The organism is Mesorhizobium sp. RCAM 06353 (assembly GCF_059683585.1).
Window position 1 is genome coordinate 2,496,552 of record NZ_CM185031.1, and the last position, 17,918, is coordinate 2,514,469.

At 63.4% G+C, this 17,918-nt stretch carries 13 protein-coding genes and 2 pseudogenes; 2 read left to right on the top strand and 13 right to left on the bottom strand.

Annotation, left to right across the window (positions count from 1 at the left end):
* Nucleotides 1–142: 142 nt before the first annotated feature.
* A complete protein-coding gene (locus tag AC56QX_RS11840) occupies nt 143–1,144 on the top strand; it encodes a KpsF/GutQ family sugar-phosphate isomerase (RefSeq protein WP_475457710.1) in 1,002 nt (333 codons plus the stop codon).
* Between the two features lie 217 nt (nt 1,145–1,361).
* Here the strand turns inward: AC56QX_RS11840 and AC56QX_RS11845 are convergent, their stop codons facing one another.
* From AC56QX_RS11845 to AC56QX_RS11905, 13 genes and pseudogenes are all read right to left on the bottom strand, one after another.
* Entirely contained in the window at nt 1,362–1,826 is a 465-nt protein-coding gene (locus tag AC56QX_RS11845; protein ID WP_497116077.1) for an NfeD family protein, read from the bottom strand.
* A 23-nt stretch (nt 1,827–1,849) separates the two neighbouring features.
* The gene (locus tag AC56QX_RS11850; protein ID WP_027043125.1) at nt 1,850–2,800 is read right to left on the bottom strand and encodes an SPFH domain-containing protein; all 951 of its coding nucleotides are present in this window, start codon (nt 2,798–2,800) and stop codon (nt 1,850–1,852) included.
* A 121-nt stretch (nt 2,801–2,921) separates the two neighbouring features.
* A pseudogene (locus AC56QX_RS11855) lies at nt 2,922–4,132 on the bottom strand (NAD(P)/FAD-dependent oxidoreductase).
* A gap of 53 nt (nt 4,133–4,185) precedes the next feature.
* Entirely contained in the window at nt 4,186–5,250 is a 1,065-nt protein-coding gene (gene hemH, locus AC56QX_RS11860) for a ferrochelatase (protein WP_497116078.1), read from the bottom strand.
* A 138-nt stretch (nt 5,251–5,388) separates the two neighbouring features.
* A complete protein-coding gene (locus tag AC56QX_RS11865; protein WP_497116079.1) occupies nt 5,389–7,473 on the bottom strand; it encodes a 5'-nucleotidase C-terminal domain-containing protein in 2,085 nt (694 codons plus the stop codon).
* Nucleotides 7,474–7,739: 266 nt separating this feature from the next.
* Nucleotides 7,740–8,117: an outer membrane lipoprotein Omp10 gene (gene omp10, locus AC56QX_RS11870; RefSeq protein ID WP_496627862.1), complete on the bottom strand. Its 378-nt coding sequence runs from the start codon at nt 8,115–8,117 to the stop codon at nt 7,740–7,742.
* Between the two features lie 85 nt (nt 8,118–8,202).
* Nucleotides 8,203–9,648, bottom strand: a complete 1,446-nt coding sequence (locus tag AC56QX_RS11875; RefSeq protein ID WP_497116081.1) for a homospermidine synthase — start codon at nt 9,646–9,648, stop codon at nt 8,203–8,205.
* A gap of 131 nt (nt 9,649–9,779) precedes the next feature.
* Complete coding sequence (locus AC56QX_RS11880) at nt 9,780–10,718, bottom strand: heme-dependent oxidative N-demethylase family protein (protein ID WP_497116082.1); 939 nt, start codon at nt 10,716–10,718, stop codon at nt 9,780–9,782.
* Nucleotides 10,715–11,002 (bottom strand): YciI family protein, encoded by a 288-nt coding sequence (locus AC56QX_RS11885; protein ID WP_497116084.1) that lies wholly within the window; start codon nt 11,000–11,002, stop codon nt 10,715–10,717. The genes AC56QX_RS11880 and AC56QX_RS11885 overlap by 4 nt, the downstream gene beginning before the upstream one ends.
* A 13-nt stretch (nt 11,003–11,015) precedes the next feature.
* Nucleotides 11,016–11,678: an aminotransferase class IV family protein gene (locus AC56QX_RS11890; protein WP_497116085.1), complete on the bottom strand. Its 663-nt coding sequence runs from the start codon at nt 11,676–11,678 to the stop codon at nt 11,016–11,018.
* The gene (locus AC56QX_RS11895) at nt 11,627–12,772 is read right to left on the bottom strand and encodes an aminodeoxychorismate synthase component I (RefSeq protein ID WP_497116087.1); all 1,146 of its coding nucleotides are present in this window, start codon (nt 12,770–12,772) and stop codon (nt 11,627–11,629) included. Before AC56QX_RS11895 ends, AC56QX_RS11890 begins: the two co-directional genes overlap by 52 nt.
* A gap of 169 nt (nt 12,773–12,941) precedes the next feature.
* Nucleotides 12,942–13,733: a helix-hairpin-helix domain-containing protein gene (locus AC56QX_RS11900; protein ID WP_497116089.1), complete on the bottom strand. Its 792-nt coding sequence runs from the start codon at nt 13,731–13,733 to the stop codon at nt 12,942–12,944.
* A 356-nt stretch (nt 13,734–14,089) separates the two neighbouring features.
* Nucleotides 14,090–15,927, bottom strand: a pseudogene (locus AC56QX_RS11905) (M3 family oligoendopeptidase).
* Nucleotides 15,928–16,085: 158 nt separating this feature from the next.
* Between AC56QX_RS11905 and AC56QX_RS11910 the strand changes: the two are divergent.
* Entirely contained in the window at nt 16,086–17,621 is a 1,536-nt protein-coding gene (locus AC56QX_RS11910) for a sigma-54-dependent transcriptional regulator (protein ID WP_497116090.1), read from the top strand.
* The last annotated feature ends 297 nt before the right edge of the window (nt 17,622–17,918 follow it).

Genomic DNA, 17,918 nt, shown 5'->3' on the forward strand with positions numbered 1-17,918 from the left:
GGAGGGTTGAGGCGGCGATCGTTGTCCCGGTTAAAGTGCTGCTGTTTGCGGGATCGTGTGGTGCGTCCGAGGCCTTCGCCGCCTGGGCGTCAGTGCCATTTCTGTTGGACAGGCGGGCGGCAAAGCGCTAATCGCATCACCCATGCATGCGAAATCCCTGGATAAGAAGCCCCTGGACAGGCAAGCGTCGATTGATTCGGCACTGAGAACGGTGGCAACCGAGCAGGCCGGGATCGCCGCCCTGGCCGAAGCGCTCGAGAACGGGCTGGCCGCGCCTTTCGCGCAGGCCGTCGACATGATCTCGAAGATCGAAGGCCGGCTGATCGTCACCGGGGTCGGCAAAAGCGGCCATATCGGCTCGAAGATCGCGGCGACGCTGGCCTCTACAGGCACGCCAGCCTTCTTCGTCCATCCCGTCGAGGCCAACCATGGCGATCTCGGCATGATCGCCAAGGACGATGCCATCATCGCCATGTCGTGGTCGGGCGAAAGCCTCGAGCTCAAGGGCATCATCGCCTATTCCAGGCGCTTCTCCATTCCGCTTATCGCCATAACCGCCGGGGAGACGTCGGCGCTGGCGCGTGCGGCCGACGTCGTGCTGCTTTTGCCGCGCACCCCGGAGGCCTGCCCGCACGGCCTGGCGCCGACGACATCGACATTACTGCAACTGGTCATCGGCGATGCGCTGGCGATCGCGCTGCTCGAAGCGCGCGGCTTCACGCCAGACCATTTCCGCACCTTCCATCCCGGCGGCCAGCTCGGCGCCAACCTGACGCTGGTCTCCGAGATCATGCGGGTCGGCGACCAGATTCCGCTGGCGCTTCTCGGCACCAAGATGCCGGAAGCGGTGATGACGCTGTCGCAGAAAAAGGTCGGCTGCGTCCTCATCGTCGACACCAATGGCGAATTGGCCGGGATCATCACCGACGGCGATGTCGCGCGCAACCTGCACCGCCACCTGGCCGACGTCATCGTCGACGAGGTGATGACCCGCACGCCCAAGACGGTCGACCCGCAGACGCTTGCCGGCACGGCGATCGCGCTGCTCAACGAGCACAATATCGGCGCGCTGGTGGTGACCAAGAACAACATGCCGCTCGGCGTGGTGCATTTTCACGACCTGCTGCGCATCGGCGCAGCCTGAGGTGCATTGATATTCAGGTGAGGCCGGCCTGCGAACGGCGGCTTTCTGCGCTTCCCCGTTCTATTGCGTCGCAGTAGAACTGAGCTCACGTACGAAAAGTACGCTCCGCTCCGGTTCTCGTATCAGCCATTTTGGTCGCTTCGCGCCCGTCTTCGACTCCGGCTCGGCCTGACCTGAATCTCAACACACATTGTGCGCCGGCGCTCAGGCTGAAAATTCAGACCCGTTCCACCGTCAGTTCCAGGTCCGTATCCGCCGCACTTGTCACACGCACCTGCGTGCCGGCTGGCAGGTCCGGGCCGGAGACGCGCCATAGTGTGTCGCCGAGCTTGATGCGGCCGCGACCGTTGGCGATAGGCTCGGCGAGTGTCGCCATGCGGCCGATCATCTGGGCGCCGCGCCGGTTGAGCAGCGGCTGGTCGGTCGGGTCATTGCGGCTGCCGACCACCCTCTTGCCGACATAGGCCGAGACCAGCGACAGCGCCAGGAAAGCGAGGACCTGGACTTGCCAGGTCCAGAATGCCGCATCCCAGATCAGCAGCGACACGGCGCCGATGATGAGCGCGGCGATGCCGATCCACAGCATGAAGATGCCGGGCGCGATGATTTCCATCACCAGCAGGACAAAGCCCAGAACCATCCAGCTCCACGGGCCGAGTTCGGAAATGACACGATCGATCATGGTGTTCTCCTCTCTTGGAGACTTCAATTATCGGTCGGACGCACGACTGGCGGGCGGGCGGCCTGCCTCTGCGAACCGGTCGTGCCTTCGCTGCGGAAGACTTCCTTGGCGATTTCGCCGATGCCGCCGAGCGATCCGATCAGCGACGACGCCTCGAAGGGCATCAGCACGATCTTGCTGTTGGTGGCCGTGCCGATCCTGCCAAGAGCTTCGGTGTATTTCAGCGCGACGAAGTAGTTCAGCGCCTGCACGTCGCCCTTGGAAATGGCTTCCGACACCACCTGGGTGGCGCGGGCTTCGGCCTCGGCTGAGCGCTCGCGCGCCTCGGCGTCGCGGAAGGCGGCTTCCTTGCGGCCTTCGGCTTCCAGGATCTGCGACTGCTTGAGGCCCTCGGCGGCGAGGATCTGCGCGCGCTTGTTACGCTCGGCGGTCATCTGGCGGCCCATCGATTCGATGAGGTTGGCCGGCGGGTTGATGTCCTTGATCTCGACGCGGGTGATCTTGATGCCCCACGGATGCGCCGCCTCGTCGACGACGCGCAGCAGGCGCTCGTTGATGGCGTCGCGGTTCGACAGCAGTTCGTCGAGGTCCATCGAACCCATGACGGTACGGATGTTGGTCATCGTCAGGTTGAGAATGGCGTTCTGCAGGCCGGCAACCTGATAGGCGGCCTGGGCCGCATTGAGGATCTGGTAAAAAGCGATGCCGTCGACGCCGACAATGGCGTTGTCGCGGGTGATGATCTCCTGGCTCGGAACGTCGAGCACCTGCTCCATCATGTTCATCTTGGCGCCGATGCGGTCAACGAACGGCGTGATGATGTTGAGGCCGGGGCTCAGTGTCCTGGTGTAACGACCAAAGCGTTCGACGGTATAGTTGTAGCCTTGCGGAACTGTTCTGATGCCTTTGAACAGCACCAGCACGACAAGCGCGACAAGAACAATGACCGCAATATCGAAACCACTGAAATCCATTTGGCTCTCCCTCAGAAGCAGGCCGCGAGAGCCATCCTCGCGCAGCCGACTTCACCAAAGACTTAAGTGTGTTTCAGGTGCGTTACAATCAGGTGATGATGGATTGTTTGCGGGTCTGCACTCACCGGTTGAAGGCGAACAGCTCTGCATCCGTGTCGGCAAGCCCCTCGATCGAGGCCGAGACAATCTCGGAAGCGATCTGCGAAAAGGTGATGCCATTGCCGCCATAACCCATCACCGCATGGATGCGGGGATGCCTGGGGATGGCGCCGATATAGGGTAGGCCGGTGGACGTGGTGCCGAAGGAGCCGGTCCAGGCAAAGTCGGGCCTTACGTCGAGATGCGGAAACATCAGGCCAAGCTTTTCGGCAATGCGGGCACTCTTGTCGGCGATAAGTTCATCGCGCCGCGTCTCGTCGATAAAATCCTCGTCCTCGCCGCCGCAGATGACCCTGCCGTCGGCAGTGGCCCTCATATAGAGGTAGGGATTCGACGCCTCCCAGATGAAGGCTGCCTGCGGCCAGAGCTTTTGGGGCTGCGGGCGTGTCGCGATCGCCCAGGTCGAGATGATCTGGTGGGCGGCCGCCGGCACGATGTCGACCAGTTCGTAGCCCGTGGCCAGGACAAGATGCCGTGCCGTGATGGTTGGGCCATCTTTCGTGGCCACGACCACCTCGTCGGCACCATCCTCGATCGCCGTCGCTTCGACGGGCGCGTGGAAGCCTGCCTTGCGCTCCAGCGCCTTGAGCAGCAACCCGGCGGTCAGCTTGCGCGGGTCGAGCGCGATGTTGTCGTGGCTGAGGATAGCGCCGTCCCGGTCGATGCCGTATCGCTCGGCCAGTGGGGCCGGTGTGAGATAGGTCGCCTTGATGCCAGCTTGCCGTCGCGCGTCGGCTTCCCCCGCAGTTCCGAAGGACCCAGCACCGTGCCTGCCAGATAGAGTGACTGGGTGCGAGTTGGGCCGCAGTTGATGCCAAGTTCCGCGATACGGCCAGCAAGATTGGTCACGGCGAGCCGCGAGCGGCGCCAGGCCCGCTGTGCCTTGGTCTTGCCGATCATCTTCGAGAGCGCTGAAAGCGGCTGGTCGATTTCGAATTGGACAAGCGCCGTGGTCGCGGCGGTCGAGCCTTTCAGCGGCCCGCGCCGGTCGATACAGATCACGGCATGACCGTCCGCCGTCAGCGCCTCGGCCATCATGGCGCCGCTGATGCCCATGCCGATGATCAGCACGTCGGTCTTGGCGTCGCGGGTCAGCGCCGATGTCGGCACGGCAGGTACGCGATAGGCGGACCAGACGGGCCGGCCGGTTCTGAGGTCGAGTTTGCGGGGCATCAAATTCTCCGGAGGGTGCCGCTCAACGCTCCGGAACCGGTGTTGTTCCGGTGTCAGACCCAGCCGGACAGTTCACGCCGCACCATCGCCTCGATCACCGCCATGCCTTCGGCGCTGTCGTTGAGGCAAGGGATATGCGCGAAGTTCTTGCCGCCGGCGTGATGAAAAGTCTCGGCCGCTTCCCGGCCGATCTCGTCCAGCGTCTCGATGCAGTCAACGGAAAAGCCGGGGTTGACGACGGCGATCGACTTGACGCCGTCCTTGCCCAGTTTCTCTACTGTTTTGTCGGTGTAGGGCTGCAGCCATTCCTGCGCGCCGAAACGCGACTGGAAGGTGATGATCAGTTTCTTGTCATCCCAACCCAGTCGTTCACGCAACAGACGCGTCGTCTTCTGGCAGTGACAGTGATAGGGATCACCCTTCTCGAAATAGGGCTTTGGGATACCGTGATAGGAGGTGATGACCACCTCCGGCTCGAAATCGAGTGTCGCCAGATGCTGCTCGATCGAACGCGCCAGCGCCTCGATGTAGACAGGCTCGTCATAGTAAGGCGGCACACTGCGGATGGCCGGTGCACGGCGCATCTTCATCAGGGCGCGAAACAACTGGTCGTTGGCGGTCGCGGTGGTGGTCGCCGAATACTGGGGATAGAGCGGGAACGAGAGAATGCGGTCGCAGCCTTGCGCGACCAGCCTCTCGGCGACGCTTGCCGTCGAAGGATTGCCGTAGCGCATCGCCCAGTCGACGACCACATTGGGCAGGTCGCGCAGTGCTTCGGCCAGCTTTTCAGATTGCGCGCGCGTGTAGGTGCGCAGCGGCGACTCGTTCTTCTCCTGGTTCCAGATCCGGGCGTAGTTGGCGCCCGACTTCTTTGGCCGGGTGGTGAGCACGAGGCCGTAGAGGATCGGATACCAGATCGCCCTGTTGAGCTCGATGACGCGCGGATCGGACAGGAATTCCCGGAGATAGCGCCACATCGGCTTGAAGTCGGTGCCGTCAGGCGTGCCGAGATTGACCAGCATGACACCGATTTTGCCGGTCTTGACGGGCGGATGCCCGGCCGGCCATGGGCCGAAGGCCTTCGCGGCTTTGGGATCGACAGGAGTGGAAAGCGTCATAAGGGTTCTCCGGACACGGCGCGAAACTAGCGATGGCGCGCCGGTTTTCAATGCCGCGTCTGGCCGCACCTTAGCTTGAAAACGCAAAACCCGCCCGGTTTCCCGCGCGGGTTTGGTCGCTGGAGAGGCGAAGCGATGTTACTTGGCCGGGATGGTCAGCGTCGCGCCAAGCTTAAGCTGGTGGGGCCTTTGGCCCTTGTTGGCGTCATAGATCTGTTTCCACTTTGTCGCGTCGCCATAGGCTTTCTTGGCCAGATCCCAATAGGTATCGCCGGCGACGATGACATGGCTGCTTTCGGCTGGCTTTGCCGGCTCGGCAGCAGGAGCGGGTGCCGGGGTCGCTGGTGCTGTCTCGGCTGGTTTGGCCGGTTCGGCGGGCGCCGGCGTCGCCGGTGCGGTTTCGGCCGGTACTGTCGGCGGCGTGGCGGCGATATCGCCCGAGTTGGCCGGCAGCGCGGGCATTGCCGGTTCAGCGGGTGCCGGCGCGGCTTCAGCCGGCTTAGCCGGTTCTGCAGCCGGAGCCGGAGTTGCTGGAGCTGCCTCCGCAGGTTTGGCGGGCTCGACCGGCTTCGCCGGCTCGGCGGCAGGCGCTGCCGGAGCCGCCGCAACCGTCGCGGCGATCTCGGTGATGCGGCCGTCGAGTTTTGGTGTGTAAGGCCGGTGGGCGCCGAGATAGTCGGCGACGACCTGTTCGAGGCCGGGGCCGTAATCATAGGCGTTCTTGGCCTTTTCGGCGAAGATTTTGTAGCCGTCGCCGCCCTGGCGGACATAGTTGTTGGTGGCGACGAGATAGTCCTTGTCAGGTTTGATCGGCGTCCAGACGCCGTTCTCCATCACCTCTACCGACTTGACGCGGCCGGCATTGGGCGCGACCGACCTGTCGAAGGAATATTTGAGGCCCGCCACCTGCGGGAAGCGGCCGGCGCCGTCCTCGATCTGGCTGAGGCCGCCTTCGAGACCGGCCACCAGGTCCTTGCCGGAAATCTGGAAGGTTGCCAGCGTGTTCTGGAACGGCAGCACGGTCAGCACCTCGCCCATGGTGACGGTGCCCTTGTCGATCGAAGCACGCAGGCCGCCGCCATTGGAAATGACGATCTCGACGCCCTGTCCCTTGACGCGGTCGAGGATGGCGTCGGAGACGAGGTTGCCCATCGCGCATTCCTTGGCGCGGCAATTCTCGCGGCTGCCATCGATGACGTCGGTGGTCTCGGCCACTTCCTTGTTCTTCAGGGCCTCGATCGGCGCGCCAAGTTCCTTGATGCGGGCGAGCACGGCGGGATCCGGCGTGATCGACTTGTCGAGATAGATCGGGTCGCCGCTTGCGGATTTGACGACGCCATTGTCGTCGAACACGATCTTGAACTCGCCGAGATATTTCGAATAGGACGCCGCCTGCACCACCGGCACCTTGTAGCCGCCGGGATTGTCGACCATCGTCGGATAGGGGCCTGCCGCCTTCGGATCGGTGTTCGACAAGAGCGTATGGCTGTGGCCGCCGACGACGACGTCGATGCCCGGGATCTTGGCGATGACGTCGCGCTCCCTGTTATAGCCGATATGGGTCACGGCGATGATCTTGTTGACGCCTTGTGCCTTCAGCTTCTCGACCTCGGCGGTGATCGACTTGACGTCGTCCGCGATCGCGATGTTGGGGCCGGGGGAGGCAAGCTCGGGCGTGTCGTTGGTGACTGCACCGACAATGCCGATCTTCTGGCCGCCGACCTCGACGACGATCGACGGCTTGATCTTGCCTGCCGCGCCGGACTTGTCGTTGGGCACGACATTGGCACTGACGATCGGGAACTTCGCCTTGTCGAGGTACGGCACCAGCGCGCTCTCGCCGTCGTCGAACTCGTGGTTGCCGAGTGTTACCGCGTCGGGTTTTATCTGATTGAGGAACTCCTCTTCCACCGCGCCCTTGTAGGTGGTGTAGAACAGCGATCCCTGGAAGCTGTCGCCTGCATTGAGCAACAGCACGTTCTGGCCTTCGAGCTTCTTGCGTTCCTGGGCGATCGCCGTGATCAGCCGGCCTGCGCCGCCGATGCATTCGCCCTTGGTCTCCTCGTCGGCCGAACAGGTCGATTCGTATTTGTTGTTGCCTTCGATGCGACTGTGCCAATCATTGAAATGCAAAATGTTCAGTGTGTAGTCGGCAAAGGATGCGCCGGCCGACAGGCCAAGCGTCGATACGGACAGGGCGGCAATGGCGGCAAGCTTCTTCATCTTCGTCTCCCGGTAGGCTGACCAGAGGCCTTTAGCGCCTTTGCTTGACTGGGGTATAACAGCCAGCGTTTTGACCATGTTCCCATCGCGTTCCGGCTGACGCAAGCGGAAATGCCGGGGGTTGTTTGCAAGCCAAAACCGGGGGGTATTTTCTTTCGAAAAACCTGGGGTATTTTCTGGTGAAAAACCGGGGGTATTTGCCGGCGCAAAAAAAGGACGGCGGCCAGTGGCCGCCATCCCAATCTTGATGCCCGATCGGCGTTGGTTCAAGTACGACGCGTAAACACGAAGTTCTTGCCGGCCGAGTCCGTGCAGTTGAGCTGATTGATGGACACCATCAGGCAGTTGGTGTTGATCTGCGTGTGGCGGATCAACGAGGTGCCGGTGATCTCGAGCGATGTGGCGCCGGTCATGGTGTAAGTGCCCTCGGCGAACGGCTCTCCGGTCTCGGCGGAAACAGTCTTGTATTTTCCGCCGTTGAATGTCGAAAGCGCCTTGCCCGTGCCGTCGATCCACGAGCCTTCGACGCCTTTCGGCGCCGCTGCCATCGGCGGCTCATTGGGCCCGCTGGTCGTACAGGCAGCAAGCCCCGCCAACGCAACTGCTGCAACGCTCATCGAAAGAATCTTGCGCGCAATATTCATATGAAAATCCTCTCCTCAGTCCGCATGCCTTCAATCGCCCGATTTCCGGGCGATTGCAAGGCAGGGAGGCGTGTTCTGCTGGGCGCTATCGAACGAGGATGTTGCGGAATTGCCACGGATCGCTGCGGTCGAGGTCCTCCGGGAACAGCCCCGGGCGTCTGTCGAGCGGCGTCCAGTCGGTGTAATGGCCTTCGACCGGTCCAAGATAGGGCGACTGCACTTCCAGGCAGCGCTTGTAGTCCATCTCGTCGGCCTCGACGATGCCGGCGTCCGGATTTTCCAGGGCCCAGACCATGCCGGCCAGAACCGCCGAGGTGACCTGCATGCCGGTGGCGTTCTGATAGGGCGCCAGCTTGCGCGCCTCGGCCAGCGAGAGGTGCGAGCCATACCAGTAGGCATTCTTGTCGTGGCCGTAGAGCAGGACGCCCAGTTCGTCGACACCGTCGACCAGTTCGTTCTCGTCAAGCACATGGTGCACAGCTTGAGGCTTTCCGGCGGCGCCGAACATCTCGTCCAGCGACAGCATCGCGTCGTTGCAGGGATGATAGGCATAGTGGCAGGTGGGGCGGTACTGGACCTTGCCCTTCTTGGAGCGCACGGTGAAGAAATCGGCGATCGAGATCGCCTCGTTGTGTGTCACCAGCAGGCCGTATTGCGGGCCTGGTGTCGGGCACCAGGAGCGCACGCGCGTGTTGGCGCCGGGCTGCTCCAGATAGATCGCGGCCTTGGAGCCGTGCTTGTGCTTCTTGGCGTTCTTCGGCATCCATTTCTCATGCGTGCCCCAGCCGAGTTCGGCCGGCTGCAGGCCCTCGGAGATGAAGCCTTCGACCGACCAGGTGTTCCAGAACACATCCATCGGCTTCGGCTTCTTGGCGCGCTGGGTGTCGCGCTCGGCGATGTGGATGCCCTTGACGCCGGCCTTCTTCATCAGCTTCGCCCAGCCCTCGCGGTCTTCCTGCGCGGGCTCCGAGAACTCCAGGCCAAGATCGGTGGCGAGATTGACCAGCGCCTGCTTGACGAACCACGAGACCATGCCTGGGTTGGCGCCGCAGGTGGAGACGGCGGTGGCGCCACCCGGTCTGTCGTGCTTTTCCTTGATCAGCGCTTCGCGCAGCGCATAGTTGGTGCGGCTTGCATTGTCGGCCTTGGCGTCGAAATAGAAGCCGAGCCACGGCTCGACGACGGTGTCGATGTAGAGCACGCCGAGCTTGCGGCAGAGGCGCATCAGGTCCACGGAGCCGGTATCGACCGACAGATTGACGCAAAAGCCCTGGCCGCCGCCATTGGTCAGCAGCGGCGTCAGAAGCTTCTTGTAGTTCTTCTCTGTTACCGCTTCCTGGACGAAGGCGATGCCGCGCTCATCGAGCAGTTTGCGGTCGGTATCGCGTGGGTCGAGGACCGTCATGCGCGACTTGTCGAACTGGAAATGGCGTTCGATGAGCGGCAGCGTTCCCCGTCCGATCGAGCCGAAGCCGATCATTACCACAGGGCCGGTGATCTCACCGTAAACGGGCCAGTTTTCATTCGCCATTTTATCGAGCACTCCTTCGGACATATGCAAAAGCCAGGCAAACACCTGCAAAACCCGGGCATTTTCGCCCAACGGTCATGCGCTACATCACAGATCATTGTCATAAACCAGCGAAAAGCGCTAACCCGCCGCTAGCCGTCGCTCGCCATGTGGTTAAGGACTGAGATCAGCCGGTCGCGGTCCGATGTCAGGCCCTTGTAGTCGAGCTGGTCGAGATCGAGCGCTTCGAGCTGGGCGGCAAAGGACAGTGCAAGCGTCGCTCGCTCCGGGTGCCGCGCCAGCACGGCGAGCGGGTCGAGATGGATGCGGATGGTGAACAGGATGTCGCGTGAGGACGGCAATTTGCGCAGCGTCTGACGCTCGACACGGATGAAGGCGTGCGCCTTGACGTCACCGTCGGGGAAGCGTGTCGGCCGGTTGGTGGCGCGGTCGATGCGCTCGACATTCGATAACGGATGGTAGAGCGCCTTGTCGGCCTGGATCGACCAGTTGAAGCGCTCGACCGCCTGGCCCTGCAGGCCGTCGAACATGCGGTTGATCAATGCGGCAGGGCGCGTGCCCGGGCCGAAGCCCGGCACGGGCTCGTGGATCTGCTGCAGCGGCTTGCCGAATTTTTCGGTTAGCGACCACGACGAGGGAAAGCACAACGAACCCGCCGCGAGCCGCCAGCCGCTGTCGTCGCGGCGCATCAGGATCAGGTCTTCCTGGACCAGCAGCGAGGCTGCGACCAGCGGCGCGCCGGCAAGGCCCGAAGGCAAAGCAGGGTGGTTCGCGGCGCCCACGACCTCGATGCCCGCATCGGTGCGGCGATGCGTGTTCGGAAATGTCTCCGGCAAATATGCGCCGAGCAAGTCGAGCACTTCCTGTTGGGCGTCGCGCGTGCCGTCCTCCTCGACGAAAACCCGCTCGGGGATTTCAGCATAAAGCCGGCGCTTCTCGGCGAGATAGGGCAGGAGATGGTCGTCGACCTCGATCCAGTTTGCCGGCTCAAGTGGCTTCAGCCCGATGTTGAACAGCTTCGACGAGCCGTCATAGGGGGTGTGGGTGGGCACGGCCTCGACCAAGCTCATGCTTCCTTGAAAGCGTCGAGACCGGCGGTGGTCATCCTGGCCAGGAATTCGGTGACATCATAGTCGGCGGCACCTGCCTTGGCGAAGGGGTCGGCAGCCAGCCTGGCGTCGAGGATTTCGCGCGGGCCTTGGGCGATGATGACGCCACCGGTCCGCGGCTTCTTCGGCCCGGAGGCGATGAAGATGCCCTCCGCATAGCAGGCCTTCAGCCATTCGATATGCGCCGCCTGCAAGCGGTCGATCTCGGTCAACGGCACCTTGTAGTTCAGCGAAACGACGAACATGGCATTCTCCTGCTCACACCAGCCTTGCGGGGATCAAGCCGCGCAGCGAATTGCCGACAAAGAGTGCCTTGGCCGACTTCAGATCGTCGTAGGTGTAGATCGCTTCCTGCGCCCGGCCTTCATCCAGAAGCTCGGCGCGCAATACGCCGGGCAGCAGGCCGCAATCGAGCCGGGGCGTTGCCAGCACGCCATCGCCGAAATCGGCGAAGACGTTGGTGATGGTGCCTTCGCAGATTTCGCCGCGCTCATTGGCCAGGATCACCTCGTCGGCCTGGGTGACGAGATATTCGGAGCGGGCGTGTGTGTAGCGCTGGCGCCGGCTGGTCTTGTGGCGCAGCAGCGTGTTGCCGGAATCGAGCCTCGTCCGCGCCAGCCGCAGCATCCAGACCTTGTCGGCGGCGAGTGCTTCGTAGGGTTGCGCCGAGGCGGTGGCTTCGCCGTTGCGCGCCAAAGCGAGGCGCGTGCGCATGGCAGTTCGGGAGCCGTCGATGGCGTTGCCGAGCACGGCGCCTATTCGCTGCGGATCGCAGGCAAAGCCGAGCTCCGCCGCCGAGCCATAGAGGCGCGCAAGGTGGCGATCGAAGCGCAGGAAGCCTGTCTCGGGCTGCCAGCGCATGGTCTCGATCAACTCGAAATCGGCGGTGTCCCCGTCGCGAAGCGGGCTTTGAGCAGACACTCCTGATACTCCTCCTCAGGCGTCGAATCGAAGACGATGCCGCCGCCGACATTGTAGACGGCCTCGCCATTGCCAAAGAGCGAGATGGTACGGATCGCCACGGAAAAACGCATCGTGCCGCCAGGTGCAATCCAGCCGATGGCGCCGCAATAGACGTCGCGCGGTGTGCCCTCCAGATCGTGCAGGATCTCCATGGCACGGATTTTGGGCGCGCCTGTGATCGAGCCACAGGGAAAGAGTGCTGCAAAGATCTGGCGGATAGAGAGCCCCGGCAGCAGCTTCGCCCTGACGTCGCTCACCATCTGGTGGACGGTCGGGTAGCTCTCGATGCGGAACAGTTCCGGCACCTCCAAGGTGCCGACCTCGCTGATCAGCGAGATGTCGTTGCGCAGGAGGTCGACGATCATCCGGTTCTCGGCCTGGTTCTTTTCGTCATTGCGCAGGAAGGTCTTCTGCCGCTCGTCCTCGGCTTTGGTCGCGCCGCGCGGTGCCGTGCCTTTCATCGGATGGGTCTCGATCATCCCCGCTGCATCGATCTCGAAGAACAGTTCGGGCGAGCGCGACAGCACGATCGGGTCACCCAGCGCCACCAGCGCGCCATACTTCACCGGCTGGCGTTCGGTCAGCGCATCGAAGGCGGCCAGCGGGTCGCCGGACCATTGCGCCTGCACCGGAAAGGTCAGATTGCCCTGGTAGCAATCGCCTTGCCTGATGTGCTGGTGCAACCGTGAGAACCGCTTCTCGTAATCCTCGAACGACCAGGCCGCCCTTGCATCGAAGATCGGGCCGTTCGTTGCCGCTGTGTTGCGCGGCGGCACTGCTTCTTCGGCCGGAGCATCGAAGACGCCGAGGCTGATGAGCGGCGCGCGACGTCCCTTCGGCAGCAAGGGAACGAGTTTCGGTTCGAGCAGGTAGCCGGCCTCGTAGGAGAAATAGCCGGCCAACCATTTGCCGGCGTCGTGCGCGGCCTGCGCTGCCTCCAGCGCCGGCAGGAAATCCCGGGCTTCGTGCGCCACGATGATCTCGGCCGGCCGGTCGAAAACGAGCTGGCGCGCGCTTTCGTCGTTGCGGAAAATGGCGGCGGGCAGGGACATGGGGACCGGGAACGATGAAGCCGTTGACCGCTCTATATGGGGGGCCGCCCGCGTGCAATCGAGGGAACGGCACCTTGCCCCTCAAAGCCGACCTATTGGCGGCATTGCCTGCCAAAAACAAATCGGCGGGGCTTCTGGCCCCGCCGATTTAACAATCTGCCTCTGTGGCTCAGGTGTTGCTGGCGGTTCCGGCTGTCGGAAACTGCTTGGCGAATTCCGCCTCGTTGCCGGCGGCGAGCAGCTTGGCCTGCTCGATCCAGCGTTCGCGCGCGATGCGGCCGTCGAAGTTCATCACATCCTCGATCCGCTTGATGTCGGCGGCCGTCCAGGCGGCGATCTGGGCGAAGCTGGTGACGCCTTGCGCCTTGAGCAGCTTCTCGTTGACCGGGCCGATACCGATCAGCCGGCGCAGATTGTCTGATTTGGCCGCCGCTGGCTTGGCCGCGGCTGGCTTGGCTGCCGCCGGTGCAGCCTTCTTCGTGGCGGCTGCCTTGGGCGCGGGCGAACTCTTGGCCGCCGAAGCCGTGGCGGCGGCAGGTTTGCTCGCGGCGGGTTTGGCGGCCGCTGGCTTCGGTGCTGCCGACTTGGCGGTGGCGGCTTTCGCCGGCGCGGCCTTCGCGGCCGGTTTGGCAGGCGCCGGCTTGGTTGCCGGCGGAGCGGATTTGGCCGCGGCCGGCGTCGACAACAGGGCGGCCGGCGGCTGACTGGCGGCCTTTGCTCCGCCACCCGTGGAAGCCTGCGCGTCGCGCAGCTGACGCTCGAGGTCGGCGCGGGTTTTGCCGCATGCGTTGAGTTCACCGGTCAGGCGGTCACTGTCGGCGCGCAGCCTGTCGCGCTCGCTGCGGGTGCGGTCGAGGTCGCCGCGCAGACTGTCGAGCTCACCACGCAAGCGACCCCAGATGAACCAGCCAACCAACACGCCTACCAGGAACGCCAGGACCACGTAGAAAAAAGTGCCCATTGTCTCTCTCCAGTCAGATCCGTCTGCCGGGGTCATGACCTTCGGCGATGGACTACTCGATGATGGTTCCGCGGGTTCGCAGAACAGCCGGCCTCGGTTCGAGCAGTCGGCGATCGGCTTTGCTTGCCCATGGCCAACGGCCGTTGTCGCGTTCGCCTGAGCGTCACGTCCGGCTGAGATTTTCCCTCGCCGATCCGCATGCGCTCCGGCTGAGCTTGCAGCGAAGGCTATCATAGAGCTTGCGGAAAGCTACGGGAAAACGTCCGTCGAGAGTTCTTCAAGAACAAATATTTAGCGCAGGAACAGCACGATCCAAACATACATTCCGGCTAAACTGTTTTTCGCAGGCGGAGGTCTCAACCGTCGAGCGTTTCCAGTTCGTCGATCAGGCCGCTGATGACACCGAGCCCGATCTGCCAGAAGGCGGGGTCGGTGGCGTCGAGGCCGAAGGGCGCCAGAAGCTGCGAATGATGCTTGGTGCCGCCGGCGCGCAGCATCTCGAAATACTTGTCCTGGAAGCCGCGCTCGGCGTTCTGGTAGACGGCGTAGAGCGAGTTCACCAGGCAGTCGCCGAAAGCATAGGCATAGACGTAGAAGGGCGAGTGGATGAAGTGCGGGATGTAGGTCCAGAACACCTCGTAGCCGTCGCGCAGCTTGATCGCGGGACCGAGGCTTTCGGCCTGCACTTCCAGCCAGAACTGGCCGAGCCTGTCGGAGGTGAGTTCGCCGTTGCGGCGTTCGGCATGCACCTTGCGCTCGAATTCGTAGAAGGCGATCTGGCGCACCACGGTGTTGATCATGTCCTCGACCTTCTGGGCGAGCATGGCCTTGCGCTCACGCCGGTCGGTGGTCTGCTCGAGCAGCGAGCGGAAGGTCAGCATCTCGCCGAAGACGGAAGCCGTCTCGGCCAGCGTCAGCGGCGTCGAGGCCATCAGCGCGCCCTGGCCGGCGGCCAGCACCGGTGCACGCCGTGGCCGAGTTCATGTGCCAGCGTCATCACGTCACGCGGCTTGCCCATGTAGTTGAGCAGCACATAGGGGTGCGCCGACGGCACGGTGGGATGCGCAAAGGCGCCTGGCGACTTGCCCGGGCGCACTGGCGCGTCGATCCAGTTGCGGTCGAAGAAGGTGCGGGCGATCTCGGCCATCTCGGGCGAGAAGCGCTGATAGGCGGACAGCACGGTGTTCCTGGCTTCGTCCCAGCCGATCACCGCCTGCGGTGTCTCCGGCAGCGGCGCGTTGCGGTCCCAGTGGTTCATCACCTCCATGCCGAGCCAACGCGCCTTCATGGCGTAGTAGCGGTGCGAAAGGCGCGGATAGGCCTCGCGCACCGCGGTGGCGAGCGCATCGACCACGCCGCGCTCGACACGGTTGGCGAGATGGCGTGAATCGGCGATGTCCTCGAAGCCGCGCCAGCGGTCGGATATTTCCTTGTCCTTGGCCAGCGTGTTGGTGATCAGCGTGAAGGTGCGCAAATTCTTGCGGAAGGTCGCGGCCAGCGCCTCGGAGGCGCGGCGGCGCACCTCGCCATCGGCATCCTGCAGGCGGTTGAGCGCCGGCTCCAGCGTCAGCTCCTCGCCATCGACGTCGAAGCGGAGGTCGGTCATCGTCTCGTCGAACAGGCGGTTCCAGGCGCCGCGTCCGGTAATCGACTTCTCGTGGAAAAGCTGCTCGACGCGGTCCTCGAGCTGGTAGGGCTTGTCCATTCTGAGGTCGAGCACCCAGGGCCGGTAGTGGCCGAAAGCGGAATCGCTGGCCAGCGCGCTTTCGATCGCGGCGTCCTCGATCAGGTTCAGTTCGAGCGCGAAGAACAGAAGATGCGCGCTGGCATCAGTCATCTTCTCCTGGATGTCGCCATAGAGCTTGGCGCGCTGAGGATCGGCGGTGTTGCCGGCGTAGACCAGGCCGGCATAGGAGACGATGCGGCCGATCAGTTCCTCCAGCGCCTCGTAGGCAACCAGCGCCTCGCCAAGCTTGCCGGTGCTGCCGCGCCCGGCCTCGGCAGCGAGCGTGCCCTTCCAGCGGCTCTCGAAAGCGATCGCGTCGGCGGCGGCCCTGGCGATGTCACGCTTCAGTTCCGGGGCTTCCATGCCGGCATAGAGGTCGGCAAGGTTCCATTCCGGCAGATCGCCAAGCTCGGCCGCGCCCTGACCGGACGCTGGTGCCGCAAGCCGCCGACCAAACATCATGCGCATCGACAATACCTTTTTTCATCATGGAGAGAGAATTCAAGGGGAAGAGAGAGAAGCCGGTCAAATCCTAAGCAATTCGTTCACCGGGTTTTTTGAAAGCTTATTTAGAACCCTGTGCCAAGATGATCCATCGGGATTTCGAGCGGGCAACTCATAAAGTCATGACAGGTTCCATACTCATAGTCGATGACGATCCCGTTCAGCGCCGGCTGCTCGAAGCGGCGGTGACACGCTTCGGCCACACGGCAATCGTCGTCGACGGCGGCGCCGCCGGCCTCGATGTGCTCGACGGATCCGGCGCCCGCGACGTCTCGGTGGTGATACTCGACCTGGTCATGCCCGGTCTCGACGGCATCGGCGTGCTGAAGGCGATGCGCGAACGCGACATAACCGTCCCGGTCATCGTCCAGACCGCGCAGGGCGGCATCGAAACGGTGGTGTCGGCGATGCGCCACGGCGCTTTCGATTTCGTCGTCAAGCCGGCGTCGCCCGACAGGCTGCAGGCCTCGATCGCCAATGCGCTCAAGGTCGAGGCGGTCGAGGGCGAGGTCAAGCGCACGTCTCGCAAGCGCGGTGGGCTTTTGACCTTCAGGGACATGATCACCCACAGCACGGCCATGGACAGGGTGATACGCCTCGGACAGAAAGCGGCTGCCTCCAACATCCCGATCCTGATCGAAGGCGAATCCGGTGTCGGCAAGGAACTGGTTGCGCGCGCCATCCAGGGCACCGGCGACCGCCGCTCGAAACCGTTCGTCACCGTCAATTGCGGCGCAATTCCCGACAATCTGGTCGAATCGATCCTGTTCGGCCACGAGAAGGGCTCGTTCACCGGCGCCACCGACAAGCACACCGGCAAGTTCGTCGAAGCGCATTCGGGCACGCTGTTCCTCGACGAGATCGGCGATCTGCCGCTCGACGTGCAGGTCAAGCTGCTGCGCGCCGTGCAGGACGGGGAGGTCGATCCGGTCGGTGGCCGCGCCACCGTCAGGGTCGACATCAGGCTGATCTCGGCGACGCACCGCAACCTCCTGCAGCAGGTCAAGGACGGCAAGTTCCGCGAGGACCTGTTCTACCGGCTGAATGTTTACCCGATCTTCGTGCCGCCGCTGCGCGACCGCCGCGACGACATTCCGCATCTGGTCACGCACTTCATGGAAAAGGTGGCGCCCGCCGACCCGCGCCACCGCCTGCAAGGAATTTCGGCGGCAGCACTTACCGTGCTGCAGGCTTATGACTGGCCCGGCAACATCAGGCAGCTCGAAAACGCCGTCTTCCGCGCCTCTGTGCTGTGTGATGGCGATGTGCTCGATGTCGATGACTTCCCGCAGATCCGGGCGCAGGTGGAAGGCACCGTCAATCTCCAAACGGACGACACGGCGCCGCACTTTTCATCGCCTCCAGGACCGCGCGACGAGGAGGTCCCGGACGGCGATTCCACCCCGATGGCCGAGCCGGACCGGACGGCCGTGCTTCAGCCCAGATTCGGTACGCTGCGGGCGCTCGACGAACGCGGCAATGTGCGGGCGCTGGCCGACGTCGAACTCGAGATGATCAAGCTCGCCATCGATCATTACAACGGCCAGATGAGCGAAGTCGCGCGCCGCCTCGGCATCGGCCGTTCGACGCTCTACCGCAAGCTCAAGGAATACGGCATCGACCCGGAGACTGGCCGCGTCGACCGGCTCGCGTCCTAAGGCGGGATCCATCGATCCGGATTCTGTCTGTTTCATTTGCGCGCGACATTGTCTGAAAATCGGGATCACGCCCCCGCCGCAAGGCCGGGACCAGCTTGCAATGCTAGATGTGGCCCTGTATCGGGGGTTTCGGCTGGAATATGGCGCGCCTGTGGACAGCTCTGTTCACGCATTAAGGCTAACGGTAACAGATCGTGTTCGGCCAAAGCCGGAATCTTGATCTAAACCAGCGGTTTACCAAGAAACCTTGTGAACAATTTTTGACGGGATATCGCCATGGTGTTACCGCATTTCGGC

Bases quoted from the DNA above. Each gene is read 5' to 3' on its own strand.
- AC56QX_RS11840 (WP_475457710.1), top strand. From the start codon at position 143: ATGCATGCGAAATCCCTGGATAAGAAGCCCCTGGACAGGCAAGCGTCG.
- AC56QX_RS11845 (WP_497116077.1), bottom strand. From the start codon at position 1,826: ATGATCGATCGTGTCATTTCCGAACTCGGCCCGTGGAGCTGGATGGTT.
- AC56QX_RS11850 (WP_027043125.1), bottom strand. From the start codon at position 2,800: ATGGATTTCAGTGGTTTCGATATTGCGGTCATTGTTCTTGTCGCGCTT.
- hemH (WP_497116078.1), bottom strand. From the start codon at position 5,250: ATGACGCTTTCCACTCCTGTCGATCCCAAAGCCGCGAAGGCCTTCGGC.
- AC56QX_RS11865 (WP_497116079.1), bottom strand. From the start codon at position 7,473: ATGAAGAAGCTTGCCGCCATTGCCGCCCTGTCCGTATCGACGCTTGGC.
- omp10 (WP_496627862.1), bottom strand. From the start codon at position 8,117: ATGAATATTGCGCGCAAGATTCTTTCGATGAGCGTTGCAGCAGTTGCG.
- AC56QX_RS11875 (WP_497116081.1), bottom strand. From the start codon at position 9,648: ATGGCGAATGAAAACTGGCCCGTTTACGGTGAGATCACCGGCCCTGTG.
- AC56QX_RS11880 (WP_497116082.1), bottom strand. From the start codon at position 10,718: ATGAGCTTGGTCGAGGCCGTGCCCACCCACACCCCCTATGACGGCTCG.
- AC56QX_RS11885 (WP_497116084.1), bottom strand. From the start codon at position 11,002: ATGTTCGTCGTTTCGCTGAACTACAAGGTGCCGTTGACCGAGATCGAC.
- AC56QX_RS11895 (WP_497116087.1), bottom strand. From the start codon at position 12,772: ATGTCCCTGCCCGCCGCCATTTTCCGCAACGACGAAAGCGCGCGCCAG.
- AC56QX_RS11900 (WP_497116089.1), bottom strand. From the start codon at position 13,733: ATGGGCACTTTTTTCTACGTGGTCCTGGCGTTCCTGGTAGGCGTGTTG.
- AC56QX_RS11910 (WP_497116090.1), top strand. From the start codon at position 16,086: ATGACAGGTTCCATACTCATAGTCGATGACGATCCCGTTCAGCGCCGG.